Origin of the sequence: Marinomonas spartinae (assembly GCF_900089775.1) — a bacterium.
GTDB classification, from domain to species: Bacteria; Pseudomonadota; Gammaproteobacteria; order Pseudomonadales; family Marinomonadaceae; genus Marinomonas; species Marinomonas spartinae.
Window position 1 is genome coordinate 310,311 of sequence record NZ_FLOB01000001.1, and the last position, 14,596, is coordinate 324,906.

Below are 14,596 nucleotides of genomic sequence, written 5' to 3' on the forward strand. Positions count from 1 at the left end.
TCTGACCTATTTGTCTTTTATACATTTTGAGGTTTTTACACGACTACTGCGCTTGCCAGTACTTTGTTAAAAACAGACTCAAAATGCTCATTTATAGGGATAAACTCCGCTTTCTCGTCTTTTTTGCCGCGTCTTGGCGTCGCTCGTGACATCGTGTAAAGATCTCATTTGAGATGGCGATGTTTATTTTCTGTGTATAAGTGAAAAAGTGGTAAAACCAATCAAAAATGTCGCTAAAATTCATTAAATGTCGCCAATTTAACCACTTGACAAAAGCCGTCTTGATTTCTATTGTTGCTCTATATTCACGGTTAATTGGTATGACCAATTAAAAGAGTTGTCGATGTATTTGTCCAGTCGTACTCTTTTAAAATAATAAAATGCTTTGAGTTGTTTGCTTGGCTTTCAAGGAAAACGGCTTAGCAAGACCATTCACAATGGGACGTTATATGACTTCTTCACCTGCAATGACGGATAAAAAAGCCCAATACGATGCGATCCATCAATCACTGAAAAATACGATAGATGAGTCTCGATTGATTCGAGATCCGCTGCGTACCCTTGCCTATGGTACGGATGCGAGCTTCTATCGTTTGCTTCCTCAGTTAGTGGTCCGAGTGAACAACGAAGACGAAGTTCGTATGGTACTCAAAGAGGCGAAATCGCGGAATTTGCCGGTAACGTTTCGAGCGGCGGGCACGAGTTTGTCTGGACAGGCGGTAACCGACTCCATATTGCTTCAGTTGTCCGACCAATGGAAAGGTCATCGCATTCTCGATCAAGGTCAGCGCATTTCACTGCAACCCGGCATTATCGGTGCACGCGCCAATCAACTACTGGCACCGTTTCAACGTAAAATTGGCCCCGATCCCGCGTCTATCAATGCCTGCATGATTGGTGGTATTGCCGCGAATAACGCCAGTGGTATGTGCTGTGGTACGGCACAAAACAGCTACCAGACGATTGAAAGTGCTAGGCTGATTTTTGCGGATGGCACTTTACTGGATACCGCCGATGAAAGTAGCCGCTTAGCTTTTGGTAATCACCATGCCGATTTATTAGATACCTTGACTCAACTGTCAAAGCAAGTTCGAGCTAATGATGACTTGGCAAACAAAATAAGACACAAATATCGTTTAAAGAACACAACAGGATACAGTTTAAATAGCTTGGTGGACTACCAAGACCCGTTTGATATTTTGCTGCATCTGATGATTGGTTCCGAGGGAACGTTAGGGTTTATTAGCGAAGTCACTTACCAAACGGTGGTGGATCACCCAATCAAAGCGGCAGCCATGATCTTTTTTGCCGATATGGAGGCGACTTGTCGAGCGGTCACGTCCTTAAAAAGTGCCCCTGTGTCCGCCGTTGAGTTGATCGACCGAGCAGGGCTTCGGGCAGTTGAAGGCAAACCAGGTATGCCGGAGAGTCTATCCTCTCTGGAAGCGCAAGCGGCGGGCTTGTTGGTGGATGTTCGAGCTGCTACGGAAGAAGAGTTAGAAAGCAATTTGGCTCTGGTAAAGCAGGCGCTAAATGGGCAGGCAACTCTAAACGACATTGAGTTTACTCAAGACAAAGTCATTTACGATTCTTATTGGAAGATCCGCAAAGGCTTGTTTCCTGCCGTCGGTGCGGTACGTCCTGTTGGGACGACCGTGATTATTGAAGACGTGGCTTTTCCGGTCGAAAAACTCGCCGAAGGTGTGTTAGAACTGCAAGGCGTGTTTCAAAAGCACGGTTACAGTGAAGCAATTTTGTTTGGTCATGCGTTAGAAGGCAATTTGCATTTTGTCTTTACCCAAGGGTTCGATGATCCGCATGAAGTGAGCCGCTATGCCGCTTTGATGGATGAGGTTGCCCATTTAGTGGCAGGTAAATACAAAGGGTCTTTAAAGGCAGAACACGGTACAGGGCGAAATATGGCACCTTACGTGGCATTGGAATGGGGTCAAGAGGCCTACGATATCATGTGGCAAATTAAAAATGCCTTTGATCCACAAGGTTTGCTGAATCCAGATGTCATTCTCTCCCACAATGCCAATTTGCATGTGGAAAATCTGAAGCCGCTGCCTAAGGCCAATGATCTGGTTGATACCTGTATCGAATGTGGTTTCTGTGAATCGGTTTGTCCGTCGAAAGCGCTAACGCTAACGCCTCGTCAGCGCATTGTGATTTGGCGGGAGATCCAACGTTTAACCACATTAGGAACCGATCCTGAGCGTTTAGCCGCTCTGAAAAAAGAGTACGACTATCAAGGTGTCGATACCTGTGCCGCTTGTGGCCTATGTTCGATGCAATGCCCTGTTGGCATTAATACTGGGGATCTGACCCGTGAGCTGCGCCACGATCGTCACCCAGATAGTAAAGTGGGTTATTGGTTGGGTGAGCATTTTGAAGGAGTGACTCAAACCGTTCGGTTAGGATTATCAACGGCCAATGTGGCCCGAAAAATCGTTGGTAATAAGGGGATGGCATCCCTAACAAATATGGCGAATAAAGTGACAGGTGGCGTGGTGCCCCATTGGCGAACCACCATGCCAAAAGGTGCGGATTCCATTCGTTCATTATGGGCAGAAAAAATGATCCAAGATGGCAGTGTCCCTGATAGAGAGTTGGCGAAACCGACAGTGGTGTATTTGCCCAGCTGTGCGACAAGAATGATGGGGGCGGATCCTTCCGGGCAAGACCAACGCTCTGTTATGGACGTTATGTTATCTGTACTTAAAAAATCCGGCTATCAGGTTATTGTACCCGAAGAGGTTGAAAGCAGCTGTTGTGGGTTAGCCTTTCAAAGCAAAGGTCAGTTTGCCGTCGCGGATAAAAAGGCTAAGGATTTAAATGCAATGCTATTGAGTATTAGCGACAACGGGCGTTATCCGATTGTCTGTGATACCAGCCCTTGCCTATTGCGTATGACACAAACCTTGGATCCCGTATTGGAATTGTATGAGCAAGTAGGGTTTCTCAAAGAGTTTGTTGTACCAAATTTAACCATTACTCAGAAAGCCCCTCGTATTGCCTTACATGTGACATGCAGCACAACGCGCATGGGATTGGCGGATAGCTTTGTTCAACTGGCCCATCAATTGGCCGATGAGGTAGTGATTCCTCCCGAGGTAACCTGTTGCGGCTTTGCCGGTGATAAAGGGTTTTCTCATCCGGAATTGAACGCTAGCGCCCTGAAAACCCTATCGAAAGCGGTAGAAGACTGCAAAGTGGGCTATTCAAACAGCCGCACCTGTGAAATTGGCTTAAGCGAACACAGCGGTATTGAATATCAATCCATCGTCTACCTCGTTGATCAAGTGTCTGAGGCTTCGTCTGGGTTGTAGGTCTTATTTTAGTCCAACAAGGTGATAGAGAGTGATGATTTATTCTTGGGCCTAATCAAAGGAATTGTGGCGCAGCCATCATGAAGGTGGCAAAAAAAGATGAAAAAAAGCACGGTTTGTTTACACTATATTGACACATGGCGTGGATTGTTTAAAAGGGTCTTTTTAGTCATCAAGCTGTGAGGAGAACCGTGTGAACTTTGCCAAGAAAGCATTGAAGCGGATTGTTGTTTCTAGTTTAGTGATTAGTATTGTCGCAGGCTCTATTGGTTGGAGACTGACTAATGAGTCTCTTGAGAAAGAGACAGTAAACCTTGCTTTAGAAGTATCTCAAGGAACCATATCGCATTTTAATCTTAAAGAGGCATCGCCTGAACAACTTTTGGTTCTGGCAAAACAAGTAACGGATCATTTGTTGATTGATTGGTTTGATATTGCAGAGCTTTACGATAAAAATGGCAATCGGATTGCTCAGTCTAGAACGCCCTCTGGTGACAAGATTGAGGGGGCTTTACCGCAGCACAGCGTTCCAGATTACCAAGAGCCTTTTTACAAAAGTAGTCATTTAGATTATGACATTTGGGTGCTAAGTACTTTTATCCCCTTAAAAGAACAGGGGGTCATTTGGGGGTATTTGGAAGGGGTTCGTGTTGTGCCTGATTGGCAGCGAGCTGATATTCGTGACTTCTCTCTTTTGATTGCGTTAATGGCCGCAGGTGCCGCTTGGTTGTGTGCTTTGATCATCTATCCGCTGATTTTGTTTTTGAATCGTGAAAACCAGCGTTATATCGGTCGAATCAAAGACGCTAACATCGACATGATGTTTACTATGGGCAAAGCCATTGCACTTCGGGATTCGGATACGGGTTCCCATAATTATCGTGTGGCGTGGCTTGCAACAGAGCTCGCGGAAGCCTATGGCATGGAGGCGGAATCACTCAAGTCTCTGATTCTAGGCAGCTATTTACATGACGTGGGGAAAATTGCCATTTCGGACGGTATTTTACTGAAACCAGGTAAACTGACATCTGGAGAAATGGAAGTCATGAAAACTCATGTGCTAGAAGGTGCGAAAATGGTGGATGGCATAGCGTGGCTTAGTAATGCGAAAACCGTTATCGAAGCGCATCATGAAAAATGGGATGGTAATGGTTATCCTCATAAGCTTTCGGGACAGAATATTCCCATCAGCGCCCGTATATTTTCGATTGTTGATGTGTTTGATGCCCTATGTTCTAAACGACCTTACAAAGAACCGTTCAGTTATGACAAAGCCCTCTCTATCATTAAAGAAGGCAGTGGTTCGCATTTTGACCCAGAGTTAGTGGTTTTATTTGAATGCCATGCGCGCCGTCTTTATGACACTATTATCCATGCCGACGAAGAGACATGCCGGACACTGATGTTGGAAAAAATTGATCGGTATTTTTATTTTTAAATAATTGATAGAGTTATTGTTGTTTCTCCTAAGAGCCAATTAACACTCTAGTGGACTCACTGATTTTCAGATATCTATATAGAATGTCAGTATATTCAGTGCTATCAATGATAGGCCTAATATTTTTATAGAAGGCCAGTGGAAACATTATCCAAAGAGCGTTCTATTTCATCCATGAGTAGCGCGCTTTTTGCGTTGGGATGTTTAAACGGTCTTAATGCATAGATAGTGTCCCGTCGTTGAAAGGGGTCATGTAAGACATGTACTAAACTGCCGTTCTGGATTGACCCATGTACTACCCAGTTTGGTAGGCAGCAAAAACCAATTCCTTCGATTGCTAGCATGAGTTGACCATGGAAATCGTCACACTTTGCAGCAATGTGGTTTCTTTCTTCGAGCTTATTCCAGCAAACGGTACTGTTCTTCGAGTATTTTTTGATTAACGGCATATTTTCTAGCTCGTCGATATGAGTGAGCCGATGTTTAGAGGCAAGATCCGGACTAGCGCATATATGCCAAGTTTGCTCTCCTAGTTTTTTGGAATATAACGTACTATTTGGCTGATCTCCAATTCTTATGGCTAGATCAAGGCGTTCAACAATAGGATCAACTAACCGTTCTGTTAGATCAAAACTAAGCTGAATATCTTGATTATTTTGTTTCACTTTTTTTAATATTGGGATAATAATGGTTTTACAGAATGTTGGTAAACAACTGATCTTGATCTCACCAGATTCTGCATTTTCTATCTGTCGGATATCTTCAATAACACTAGAAAGATGTTTTAATATCTCTTTTGACTCTCGATATAAATGATCCCCTGATTCGGTTAAGCCAATATAATGACTGGATCGAATGAATAACTTCGCACCAATCGACTCTTCTAAGCGATCGATCTGTCTTGTGACTGTCGATACATGGACACCAAGTTGTTGTGCCGCTTTCGAGAAACTCCCCTTCTCAACGATGGTTTTGAATAAAAAAATCTGGTCAGAACTGATTGGATAATCCATTTTGCATCCTATGCAAAGTTTCTTTGTAATAATTTAGCTGGAAAAATAAAGAGTACTTCATACAATGATTCTTCACTTTAAAGTAAAATTAAGCTGAAGAAATATAGTAAATATGCTAAAGGTTTTAATAAATGAATGATAGATACTCAGCAAATCAACGTATAAAAAGGCTTATTATGCTGATTACTATTCTAGGGCAAGCATCGATTGCCTTGTATCTGCCTGCCCTGCCCGTCATCAGTCAAAATTTAGCTATTGATGCTTTTCAGTCAAAACTTACTGTGACGAGCTTTCTTCTTGGTTTTTCTGTATCTCCTATGTTTTTCGGTCCTATCTCCGATTATATTGGCAGAAAACCCATTTTATTAGCATCGTTGACTTTAGCATTAATCGGTTTTTTAGGTAATAGCATAAGTAAAACCATAGACGTGTTTGTCTTATGTCGTATTCTGGAAGGCTTAGGATGCGGTGGATTATTAACGAGTGGGCGCTCTATTGCTAGAGATGTTTTCTCAGGAAAAGAACTAGCAAGTGCATCATCCTATTTGTCCATGGGGTTTGCTTTAGGTTTTGGTTTGAGCCCTGTTATTGGCGGTGTGTTAGTCCATCATTTGGATTGGAAAGTTATTTTTTATGTGTTAGCTGCTTTTGATCTTATGTTGATACTAGTGTGTACCTTTTATCTTCCTGAAACCAAAAGCCGGGAAGAGTCTAATAAAAGTAGTCGAATGATGAATATATTGCATGACTATCGATCTGCATTATTTAATCATTGTTTTATGTTGAATGTATTAGGTGGGTTTTGTGCCTATTGTATTATAGTTTTATATAACATAGTGACCCCCTTTCTTATTCAAGGTGGCTTTGGTTTTTCATCCAGCCAGTATGGTTATCTTGCTGTATTAATAGGTGTTCCTTATTTTATAGCTGCATCCATCAATAAAACACTGGTCATGAAAACGAGTGTCTATTTTTCCTGCTTAATTGGTGGCGGGATGATTACCTTATCTGGTTTTGTAATGTTCGTCTTAACGACGGTTTATACACCCAATATTTATGTTTTAATCATTAGCTTTATGGTGGCAACGTTTGGTCAAGCTTTAATCTTTAGTAACACCATTGCGATGGCTCTACAATTGTTCCCAGCAAGGTCGGCGGGTCGAATAAGTGCATTCTTTAGTAGCTTTCAGATGCTTCTTGTCAGTATCGTCTCTGTTGGTTTTGCTTTATTGTCAGATAAGAGCGTGACCTCACTGGCCATTGTCATATCTGCATTGGGTGCCGGTGCGTTAATTTGTATTTTTGCTTCTGAAAAAGCAGGTAAAGTGAGTAAAACGGTGGTTAATTGAGCCAATAGCTCAGAGCCGTTGATATTTTGTATGATGGCCTCGATGATGGATAAAAGGACGGGCATATTATCTCTGTTAAAATAGCCATAGCCCCGTGAAATAAGACATCAAGAGGATAAAAATGAAACCGACTTTGATAAATGACAAAATGGTTGCTCGGTTGCAGCACTGCGACAATGAAGTCAATAGTGATTTTAATTCGCCTGAGGAGCTGGCTGAGATGTGTGAAAAGATCGAGAGCCAAGCTAATCCAGAGCATTCCGTTAATTTAATAAGCTTGCTTTCAAGCTATCTTAGGGCGAAGGCCATGTCACATTGGTTTCATGGGGGGGATTTAGCGACCTTTAAAAACCTTTGTTATAACATACTGAAACTGAAATACATTTGTGGGCAACCGCCATGTAATAATCCTAGGGCGCGCTCCGTTATTGGAGATCGCTTATTCTATTTGTTGTCTGATCATGAACCCTTAATTTCATGGTTTAGTCAATTAATTTATGATTATGAAGTTGAAGTTAATCATAAAGAGTCCAGTAAAGTTAATGATGGTGCTTACTACTCATTGCAACTTGCTTTAGCGTTGCGAGGGGATTTCGATTTGCTGGGAGAGCGGGCGGAATATTTTGTGGAAACCCCACCTAAGAATTGGGCTAAGCGTTTTTTGGTTGATAATCAGTTCTATTTAGCTTTAGCAAAAGGTGATGAGCAAGGTATGGAGGCGGCAATAAAAGAGCTGGTTACACCTAGAAGGCTTAATTATCGAAAAGATTGGGATGAGGGGGCGTATACGCAAGGTCTAATCGGCACATCAGCGATAATATTCAGTAAGCTTGCATGGCGATATGGCTATGAGATCATCGTAGACAGTCCTTATCTTCCGACAGAGTGGATCCCTGTAAAGCCGCTAGAGAACTATGAAGATGAGTTTGATTTCATGAAGGCATTTTCTTAAAGGATTGGGATAAAAATGAAACCGACTTTGATAAATGACAAAATGGTTGCTCGGTTGCAGCACTGCGACAATAGAGTCAATAGTGATTTTAATTCGCCTGAGGAGCTGGCTGAGATGTGTGAAAAGATCGAGAGCCAAGCTAATCCAGATCATTCCGTTACTTTAATAAGCTTGCTTTCAAGTTATCTTGAAGCAAAGGCTATGTCACATTGGTTTCATGGGGGGGATTTGGCGACCTTTAAAAACCTTTGTTATAACATTCTGAAACTGAAATACATTTCTGGGCAACCGCCATGTAATAATCCTAGGGCGCACTCCGTTATTGGAGATCGCTTATTTTATTTGTTGTCTGATCATGAACCTTTAATTTCATGGTTTAGTCAATTAATGTATGACTATGAAGTCAAATACAGTGAGCCTAGTATGGCTAATAGTGCTGGCAACTATTCGTTGCAACTTGCTTTAGCATTGCAGGGTGATATTGATTTGCTGGGAGAACGGGCAGAGTGCTTTATTGAAACCCCGCCTAAGAATTGGACAAAACGCTTTTTGGTTGATAGTCAGTTCTATTTAGCTTTAGCAAAAGGTGATGAGCAAGGGATGGAGGCGGCAATAAAAGAGCTGGTTACACCTAGAAGGCTTAATTATCGAAAAGATTGGGATGAGGGGGCGTTTACGCAAGGTCTAATCGGCACATCAGCAATAATATACAGCAAGCTCGCATGGCGATATGGCTATGAGATCATCGTAGACAGTCCTTATCTTCCGAAAGAGTGGATCCCTGTGCAGCCGCTAGAGAACTATGAAGATGAGTTTGATTTCATGAAAGCATTTCCTATTTAGCTGTAGTGGAATGGGCTCGTTGTCATTGGTATTTTGAATGGCGATCGCGACGGTGTATACAAATGACGGATATGCATATTGAGACTTTTGTACGACTACTGCGCTTGCCAATACTTTGTTAACAACAGACTTAAAATGCTCATTTATAGGGATAAACTCCGCTTTTTCGTCTGTTTTTGCCGCGTCTTGGCGTCGCTTGTGACATCGTGCAAAGGTCTCATATTATCACTGTTAAAGTCGCCACCGTTCCAGTGAAATAATGAACTAAGAGGATGAAACTGGCTCTGATTAAAAATCAATGACACGGGCCCTACTTCCATTCCTTCGACTATCTGGTTGACATTGAAAACGGCTGACTAAGGCGTTGGGTGAAACCAAGTTTGCTTTTCAAGGAATGACATTAACTCATCTTTAAATAACGAGGCTCTGGCTGATAAGCTGCGTCGATAAGGCCACACTAAATAAATCTCCCTATCTTGCCCACGCCATTCTGGCAATACTCGAATTAGCTCTCCCTTTTTCAGGTCAGTATTGACAATACTCATTGGAATTAACGAAATACCTGCCCCTGCCTTGGTCAGGTTAAGTGTGATGTTCATATCGTTGCTGATGTGCTGATGGTCTTTATTCAGCGCATGCCTTTCCCCTGCACTATTGATTAACGGCCAATCGGAAAACATTTGAGAGGCGATACTCGGTGCATTTTTCAACTCTTCGATAGAATGAGGCAGAGGGTGCGGCATGTTGGGAGAAGCGACTAAAATGGGTTCGATGTGTCCCAGCCGTTTTTGTATCAATGAGGAGTTTGGCTGTGGACCAGAGCGCAGGGCGATGTCTGCGCGGGTACTGATTATGTCTTGCAGAGTATTGCTTAATTCTATGTCTAGCCTGATATCTGGATACAGTTGGATAAACCCTTGCCAAAATGCGTCCAGTGGTCCACTTCCTAGATTCACCGGTGCTAAAACCTTTAAATCCCCTTGTAAGCTGTTCAGGGTTTGATCAAGGTTAGAAATGCGCTGGTCTAGGGCATCAACAAACTCAGCACATTCTTGATAGTAAGCTTCTCCTGCTGGTGTGAGTGTGAGCCCTTTTGTTGAACGATGTAATAACTCGCAGCCAAGTTTTTGTTCGAGGGCACTGATACGACGGGACACAGTGGCGATGGTCATATCAAGATGCTGTGCCGCCGCCGTGAGGCTATTTTTATTAGCAGCGGTGATAAAAATCTTTAAGTCGTCTAACATTTGCATATTTGTAAAATGAACTATTAAATTTAGCTATATATTACACATATAGATGCTTGCTAGTCTTGTTTCAAAGAAAATTTAACGATAGGAGTGTTTATATGAAGCACAGAATTATTTTTGCTGTTCTTATGTCGTTTACCTTGTCACTGATTATTTCAGCGTGGATCACTTACGTGAACATCGGCATGCATCCGGATTTTGTTCGTTTTTGGATGAATGCTTGGGCGTTAGCTTGGCCAGCCGCTGGCATCATCTCCTTTATCGCAGGGCCTTTTCTGCACAGTTTGGCGTATAAAATTGCCAACAAGATATAAAAAAGCACAGGGAATATATCTCTGTGCTTTTTGAGTTGTCGTGCCTTTTTCAAAAAGAGTTAGATGGCTAAATGCGTCTGGCTGCCCTCGTTAAGCGCTAAATACACGGTATTGCGGATTTCATTGGCTAATGCGGTGGGAAGGCTTTGGCTAGGATGACGAAGCACTAAGCGTAATAAGAGATTGTCTTGGTGTTCCGCTATGCCAAGCCTTGCGATGGCGACGGGTGGAAGTGCTTGGTAGGCCGTTCGTGAGACAAGTTGAATGTCTTCTAACCATTCGGCTTGCTCTTCCAGTGCTAGACGCACTTTATCGCCAATGATGTCCATATCGATATGTTGATCGACAACGAGGGAGAGGTCCCGTCCTGTTATGGGTTGTCGAGAGACTGGCTGCCAAGGTGAGAGGGTTTGCATTTGTGTTTGCACTCTAGGCTCTGGGTCGCGTAATAAGCGAATGTCAGGAATGCCCTTGCGTAGCATAAGTACTCTATCTAATCCCAACCCCATAGCAAGGCCCGTATAGTGTTCACTAGACCAGCCATTTCGATCAAGTAAGGCGGGATCAATGTTGCCACACTCGCCTATTTCGACAAGTTCACCCTGATCGATGTTGCCTTGTTCAATGGCATCCAGCTGCACACCGTTTTGGGTATACGGATGGGGAGAGGTGGATATTGCCACTTTATGGTTGGGTAATAAGGTGCCCATTAATGCGGCAATACTGTCATGCAAAATCTGTTCGTCACTGGCTTGGCTTTTCGGCAGGACAATCCAGATGTCCAGTTGGTGGGGCTCGGCACTGTGCCAGCGATCAATGCAGTCGCGGCGATAGACAAGGCCATGACTTAATAATCCAAGTGACTCTGGACGATAATGGCGCCAGCTGCTTAACCAGGCGGGAACGGCGCTAGAGGTTTGCGTTCGTAGCATTAAATCTTTATTGACATAACGGCTATAGCGACTGTCTCTGGAGGCGCCATCGTCGGGATAGCCAAGGGCGTCATAGTTTTCGTAAACAGGCACTATGGGGTTGGCGTTTAGCCTTTGAATGTAACAAGACCACAGGGATTGGATGGCGGTTTCGGCCTCGCTGATGAGCTGTTGCATGGCATGAATGCCTTGCTTTGGGTCGGTTAGGTCGCGTAGGGAGAGTGCCTTAAGCAGTTGTTCGAGGGTGAGATATTCGTAGGTTAAATCGTTGTTAGTAGACATAGTTATGCTCCATAAATCCAAGATAAAAAGTGAAAGTCGTCTTTTTTGGATTCCTCCGAGTCGGGACTCGGAGAGAGCTTGTCTATGAAAGGTTATTTCAAGTAGAACAAAGCCGCCGGGTCCAGTGTAGGGACTCGGAGGCGGATAAATCGATGTGGACGTGCGAGTAAATAAGTCATGATTTTGATCCTAGCAGCTTGTCTTTTACAGAACAAGACACGCTTGAAGCGATTGCCTTGTTCCTAGCTGTCATAGATAAGACCTAAACCGCATTTGGCGCTGTTGGTTCTGAGTAATCTTCTTGTTGAAGCGGATCTTGTTCTGCTTTTCCCCACTGCTTTTCCAATGGCAGTACACCTGCCCATACTGGCCAGTCGTTATCGGCAGGGTCGTCAACGGGGGGCTCAGCGCGCATTTTGACAGAAGCTTCGTCGATTTTGATTCGAACCACGCCCGTGGCTTTGATTTCCTGTTCGTTCACTGGGCGTAGTGTTTCCCAGCGGCCAGGGCTGACTTTGTCTAAGAAGAGTTTGAACTGGCGAACTTTTTCTTCTTGGTCCTCAATACGTTCTGGTACACCAAATAAGGTGACGGAACGATAGTTCACCGAATGGTGCATGGCAGAACGTGCCAATACCAAACCATCCAATAGACTGACGTTAATGCAAACTTTTTCAGGCTCGTCGATTGGTCCTTTGACATTGCGCGCTTTGGAATGGGCGTGCCAGTAGAAATAATCGCCTTCTCGCCAATGGCTGGTGGGCGTAACGAAGGCTTGGCCGTCTTTAGTTTGTCCTACATGACACATTAACGCCGCATCGATAATGTCTAGGGCTAGGTCTTTATCGTAGGAGGCGCGGTTTGGTCCACGCTTTACTCTGCTTAATGACGTTTCTGTGAGTGACTGGCTCATGAATTCTCTCCTTGTATCTTGTTAGATGGCTAGCTATAACAAGACTTTAGAGAAATCTGGCTTTAATAAAAATAGCCAGAATGAAGATAAACAAGCAGGCCAGATTATGAAGCACGCGGTAGCCAGTTTGCGCTTCTCTTTAAGTGAAGATGCGCCCTATTACCAACAATTGATTGAGCAAATCCAGCACGGCATTGCATCCGGGCAATTATCTGTAAACGATAAATTACCGTCGTCGCGGACCTTGGCATTGTCCTTGGGCGTGTCTCGGAGTACGACGTCCAGAGCCTATGAACAGCTCATTGCCGAAGGGATTCTCGTGAGTGAGCAAAAGCGTGGTGTATTTGTTGCGGCGACTACGATTAGTAGCATAGCAGCGCAATCTGTCAGGGCTACGTCGCCTATTGAGGTAGAGAAGATGGCCAATGAGGAAAAGACGGTCGAACAAGCGTGGCTAGCCTTTGACTCTGGGGCGGATGTGTCTGTCTTTCCGAGTAAAGAGTGGGCCGCTAGTATGCGCCGCAGCTGGTTAAAACCGGATTGGAGAGTATTAAATGGTGATTATGAATCAGGTTTGCCAGCGCTGAAGGAAGCGATCAGGGACTACCTTTATCAAGTGCGAGGTTTGCTATGTGATGGTGAGCAAGTGTTCTTGACAGCGGGTAATCGCGATGCATTGTTACAGCTGCAACATGTTTTCGTCAGCGTTGCGAAAAAAGCCAAATGGTGGGTTGAAGATCCCACTTATTTGCCGATAATCGAGACACTTTCACAACAAGGAAACGTTGGTCTTCTGCCCATGGACGATGACGGCGCCTGTTTGCAAACTGCAGACAATTCAAGCTTCTCTCCAGATAATATCGCAGTGCTGACACCCGGCCGACAGTATCCTTTAGGTATAACAATGAGCTCGCCAAGACGGCAAGAGTGGATTCAGCGTTTACAAGATCCCTCCTCTTCTTGGTGGTTAGTGGAAGATGATTATGACAATGAATTTGTCTATCAGGGTCGAAGTAATGTACCGCTCATGCAAACCGCGAGTTTGCATGAGGTAGCAAAGGATCGTTTGTTTTTTATTGGTAGTTTTTCCAAGGTGCTTTTTCGCGGTTTGCGCTTGGGTTTTATTATCGCTCCTTTGAAACATGCTAAACAATTGGCAAGGAGTCAAAAGTTGCTAGGTTCTTCCGTGTCTTTACCCATACAACCTGCCGTAGCGGACTTTATGATTCAGGGGAACTTTGGCCGACATATGAATCGTATGCGCCGCTACTATCGCTTAAAGCGAGATGCCTTGCTGGCACTGTTGGAGGCGTGTCTAGTTCCTTGGTTTGTATGGCAACGGCCGAGTGGTGGCATGCATGTTTTGATTGAATTGGCACCGTGTTGGTTTGATGAACTGCGTGGCCCCGTCGAAACGATGGAAGCAGACAAGTCTAAGGGCCTGAAGCCGCCGCTGTGGGATGAGGTCATCGCGGCGAGGATGAAAGAGCAAGGCCTCCTGTTATCGACCTTGTCGAGCCATTTTGTAAAAAAGCCTAGCCGACAGGGCTTTATTCTCGGGTTTAGCAGTACTCCAGAAGACGTGATGCGTGTTTTGGTACAGGCACTGGCTGAGGTTTGTAGAGAACTTTGTCCTAGAGATAGGCATATTAGAGTGTAAATAAAATGTGGTTTTATGTTTTATAAAAAGGATTTTTGAAAAAAAATCGTGAAGAAAGTGAGTTCAATCGCTAAACTGGGGTTTGTGTACTGGGTATTTTTTGTTATATTCCGCCCAACAAATACAAATTCAAGTGTCAGCTGTAAGTTTACATTGTTGATATAGCGGCTTCTTTATGGATTTATAGCAATCGTTTGGAAAAAAAAGTGAACAAATGTAGCACCTTGTCATCTAAAAAAGAGTCTCTTACTAAGCAAATAGCCTTTTATTTGCTAGGGGCTTTTGTGTGCTCTTTTTTTACGTTTTATTTAGTGTCTG

At 43.8% G+C, this 14,596-nt stretch carries 11 protein-coding genes; 7 read left to right on the forward strand and 4 right to left on the reverse strand.

Annotated features, from left to right (window positions below):
• The first annotated feature begins 449 nt into the window (after window positions 1-449).
• Together MSP8886_RS01360 and MSP8886_RS01365 are read left to right on the forward strand one after the other, a co-directional pair.
• Window positions 450-3,332 (forward strand): FAD-binding and (Fe-S)-binding domain-containing protein, encoded by a 2,883-nt coding sequence (locus MSP8886_RS01360; RefSeq protein ID WP_139063064.1) that lies wholly within the window; start codon window positions 450-452, stop codon window positions 3,330-3,332.
• A gap of 193 nt (window positions 3,333-3,525) precedes the next feature.
• Window positions 3,526-4,770: an HD-GYP domain-containing protein gene (locus MSP8886_RS01365; protein WP_067011939.1), complete on the forward strand. Its 1,245-nt coding sequence runs from the start codon at window positions 3,526-3,528 to the stop codon at window positions 4,768-4,770.
• A 125-nt stretch (window positions 4,771-4,895) separates the two neighbouring features.
• On the opposite strand, the gene MSP8886_RS01370 is transcribed toward MSP8886_RS01365, so the two are convergent.
• Complete coding sequence (locus tag MSP8886_RS01370; protein WP_067011941.1) at window positions 4,896-5,783, reverse strand: LysR family transcriptional regulator; 888 nt, start codon at window positions 5,781-5,783, stop codon at window positions 4,896-4,898.
• A 131-nt stretch (window positions 5,784-5,914) separates the two neighbouring features.
• Here MSP8886_RS01370 and MSP8886_RS01375 point away from each other — a divergent pair, with 131 nt between their 5' ends.
• The 3 genes from MSP8886_RS01375 (at window position 5,915) to MSP8886_RS01385 (ending at window position 8,927) form a co-directional block, all read left to right on the forward strand.
• Window positions 5,915-7,132, forward strand: a complete 1,218-nt coding sequence (locus MSP8886_RS01375) for an MFS transporter (protein ID WP_083200705.1) — start codon at window positions 5,915-5,917, stop codon at window positions 7,130-7,132.
• A 121-nt stretch (window positions 7,133-7,253) separates the two neighbouring features.
• Window positions 7,254-8,084 (forward strand): Imm49 family immunity protein, encoded by an 831-nt coding sequence (locus tag MSP8886_RS01380; RefSeq protein ID WP_067011944.1) that lies wholly within the window; start codon window positions 7,254-7,256, stop codon window positions 8,082-8,084.
• Window positions 8,085-8,099: 15 nt separating this feature from the next.
• Window positions 8,100-8,927, forward strand: a complete 828-nt coding sequence (locus MSP8886_RS01385; protein ID WP_067011946.1) for an Imm49 family immunity protein — start codon at window positions 8,100-8,102, stop codon at window positions 8,925-8,927.
• A 356-nt stretch (window positions 8,928-9,283) separates the two neighbouring features.
• Here the strand turns inward: MSP8886_RS01385 and MSP8886_RS01390 are convergent, their stop codons facing one another.
• Window positions 9,284-10,174, reverse strand: coding sequence for a LysR family transcriptional regulator (locus MSP8886_RS01390; RefSeq protein ID WP_067012945.1), 891 nt, complete (start codon window positions 10,172-10,174; stop codon window positions 9,284-9,286).
• Between the two features lie 101 nt (window positions 10,175-10,275).
• Here MSP8886_RS01390 and MSP8886_RS01395 point away from each other — a divergent pair, with 101 nt between their 5' ends.
• The gene (locus MSP8886_RS01395; protein WP_067011949.1) at window positions 10,276-10,491 is read left to right on the forward strand and encodes a DUF2798 domain-containing protein; all 216 of its coding nucleotides are present in this window, start codon (window positions 10,276-10,278) and stop codon (window positions 10,489-10,491) included.
• A gap of 59 nt (window positions 10,492-10,550) precedes the next feature.
• On the opposite strand, the gene srmL is transcribed toward MSP8886_RS01395, so the two are convergent.
• Both srmL and MSP8886_RS01405 read right to left on the reverse strand, forming a co-directional pair.
• Window positions 10,551-11,705 carry a PheS-related mystery ligase SrmL gene (gene srmL, locus MSP8886_RS01400; protein ID WP_067011951.1) on the reverse strand — a complete coding sequence of 385 codons (1,155 nt, stop codon included), beginning with the start codon at window positions 11,703-11,705 and terminating at the stop codon, window positions 10,551-10,553.
• Window positions 11,706-11,967: 262 nt separating this feature from the next.
• Window positions 11,968-12,618, reverse strand: coding sequence for a pyridoxamine 5'-phosphate oxidase family protein (locus tag MSP8886_RS01405; RefSeq protein ID WP_067011954.1), 651 nt, complete (start codon window positions 12,616-12,618; stop codon window positions 11,968-11,970).
• A gap of 106 nt (window positions 12,619-12,724) precedes the next feature.
• Between MSP8886_RS01405 and MSP8886_RS01410 the strand changes: the two genes are divergently transcribed.
• A complete protein-coding gene (locus MSP8886_RS01410) occupies window positions 12,725-14,278 on the forward strand; it encodes an aminotransferase-like domain-containing protein (RefSeq protein ID WP_245659000.1) in 1,554 nt (517 codons plus the stop codon).
• Window positions 14,279-14,596: the final 318 nt, after the last annotated feature.

What these genes read in the sequence shown, in the direction of transcription:
- MSP8886_RS01360 (WP_139063064.1), top strand. Translation starts at nt 450, where the DNA reads ATGACTTCTTCACCTGCAATGACGGATAAAAAAGCCCAATACGATGCG.
- MSP8886_RS01370 (WP_067011941.1), bottom strand. Translation starts at nt 5,783, where the DNA reads ATGGATTATCCAATCAGTTCTGACCAGATTTTTTTATTCAAAACCATC.
- MSP8886_RS01375 (WP_083200705.1), top strand. Translation starts at nt 5,915, where the DNA reads ATGAATGATAGATACTCAGCAAATCAACGTATAAAAAGGCTTATTATG.
- MSP8886_RS01380 (WP_067011944.1), top strand. Translation starts at nt 7,254, where the DNA reads ATGAAACCGACTTTGATAAATGACAAAATGGTTGCTCGGTTGCAGCAC.
- MSP8886_RS01385 (WP_067011946.1), top strand. Translation starts at nt 8,100, where the DNA reads ATGAAACCGACTTTGATAAATGACAAAATGGTTGCTCGGTTGCAGCAC.
- MSP8886_RS01390 (WP_067012945.1), bottom strand. Translation starts at nt 10,174, where the DNA reads ATGTTAGACGACTTAAAGATTTTTATCACCGCTGCTAATAAAAATAGC.
- MSP8886_RS01395 (WP_067011949.1), top strand. Translation starts at nt 10,276, where the DNA reads ATGAAGCACAGAATTATTTTTGCTGTTCTTATGTCGTTTACCTTGTCA.
- srmL (WP_067011951.1), bottom strand. Translation starts at nt 11,705, where the DNA reads ATGTCTACTAACAACGATTTAACCTACGAATATCTCACCCTCGAACAA.
- MSP8886_RS01405 (WP_067011954.1), bottom strand. Translation starts at nt 12,618, where the DNA reads ATGAGCCAGTCACTCACAGAAACGTCATTAAGCAGAGTAAAGCGTGGA.
- MSP8886_RS01410 (WP_245659000.1), top strand. Translation starts at nt 12,725, where the DNA reads ATGAAGCACGCGGTAGCCAGTTTGCGCTTCTCTTTAAGTGAAGATGCG.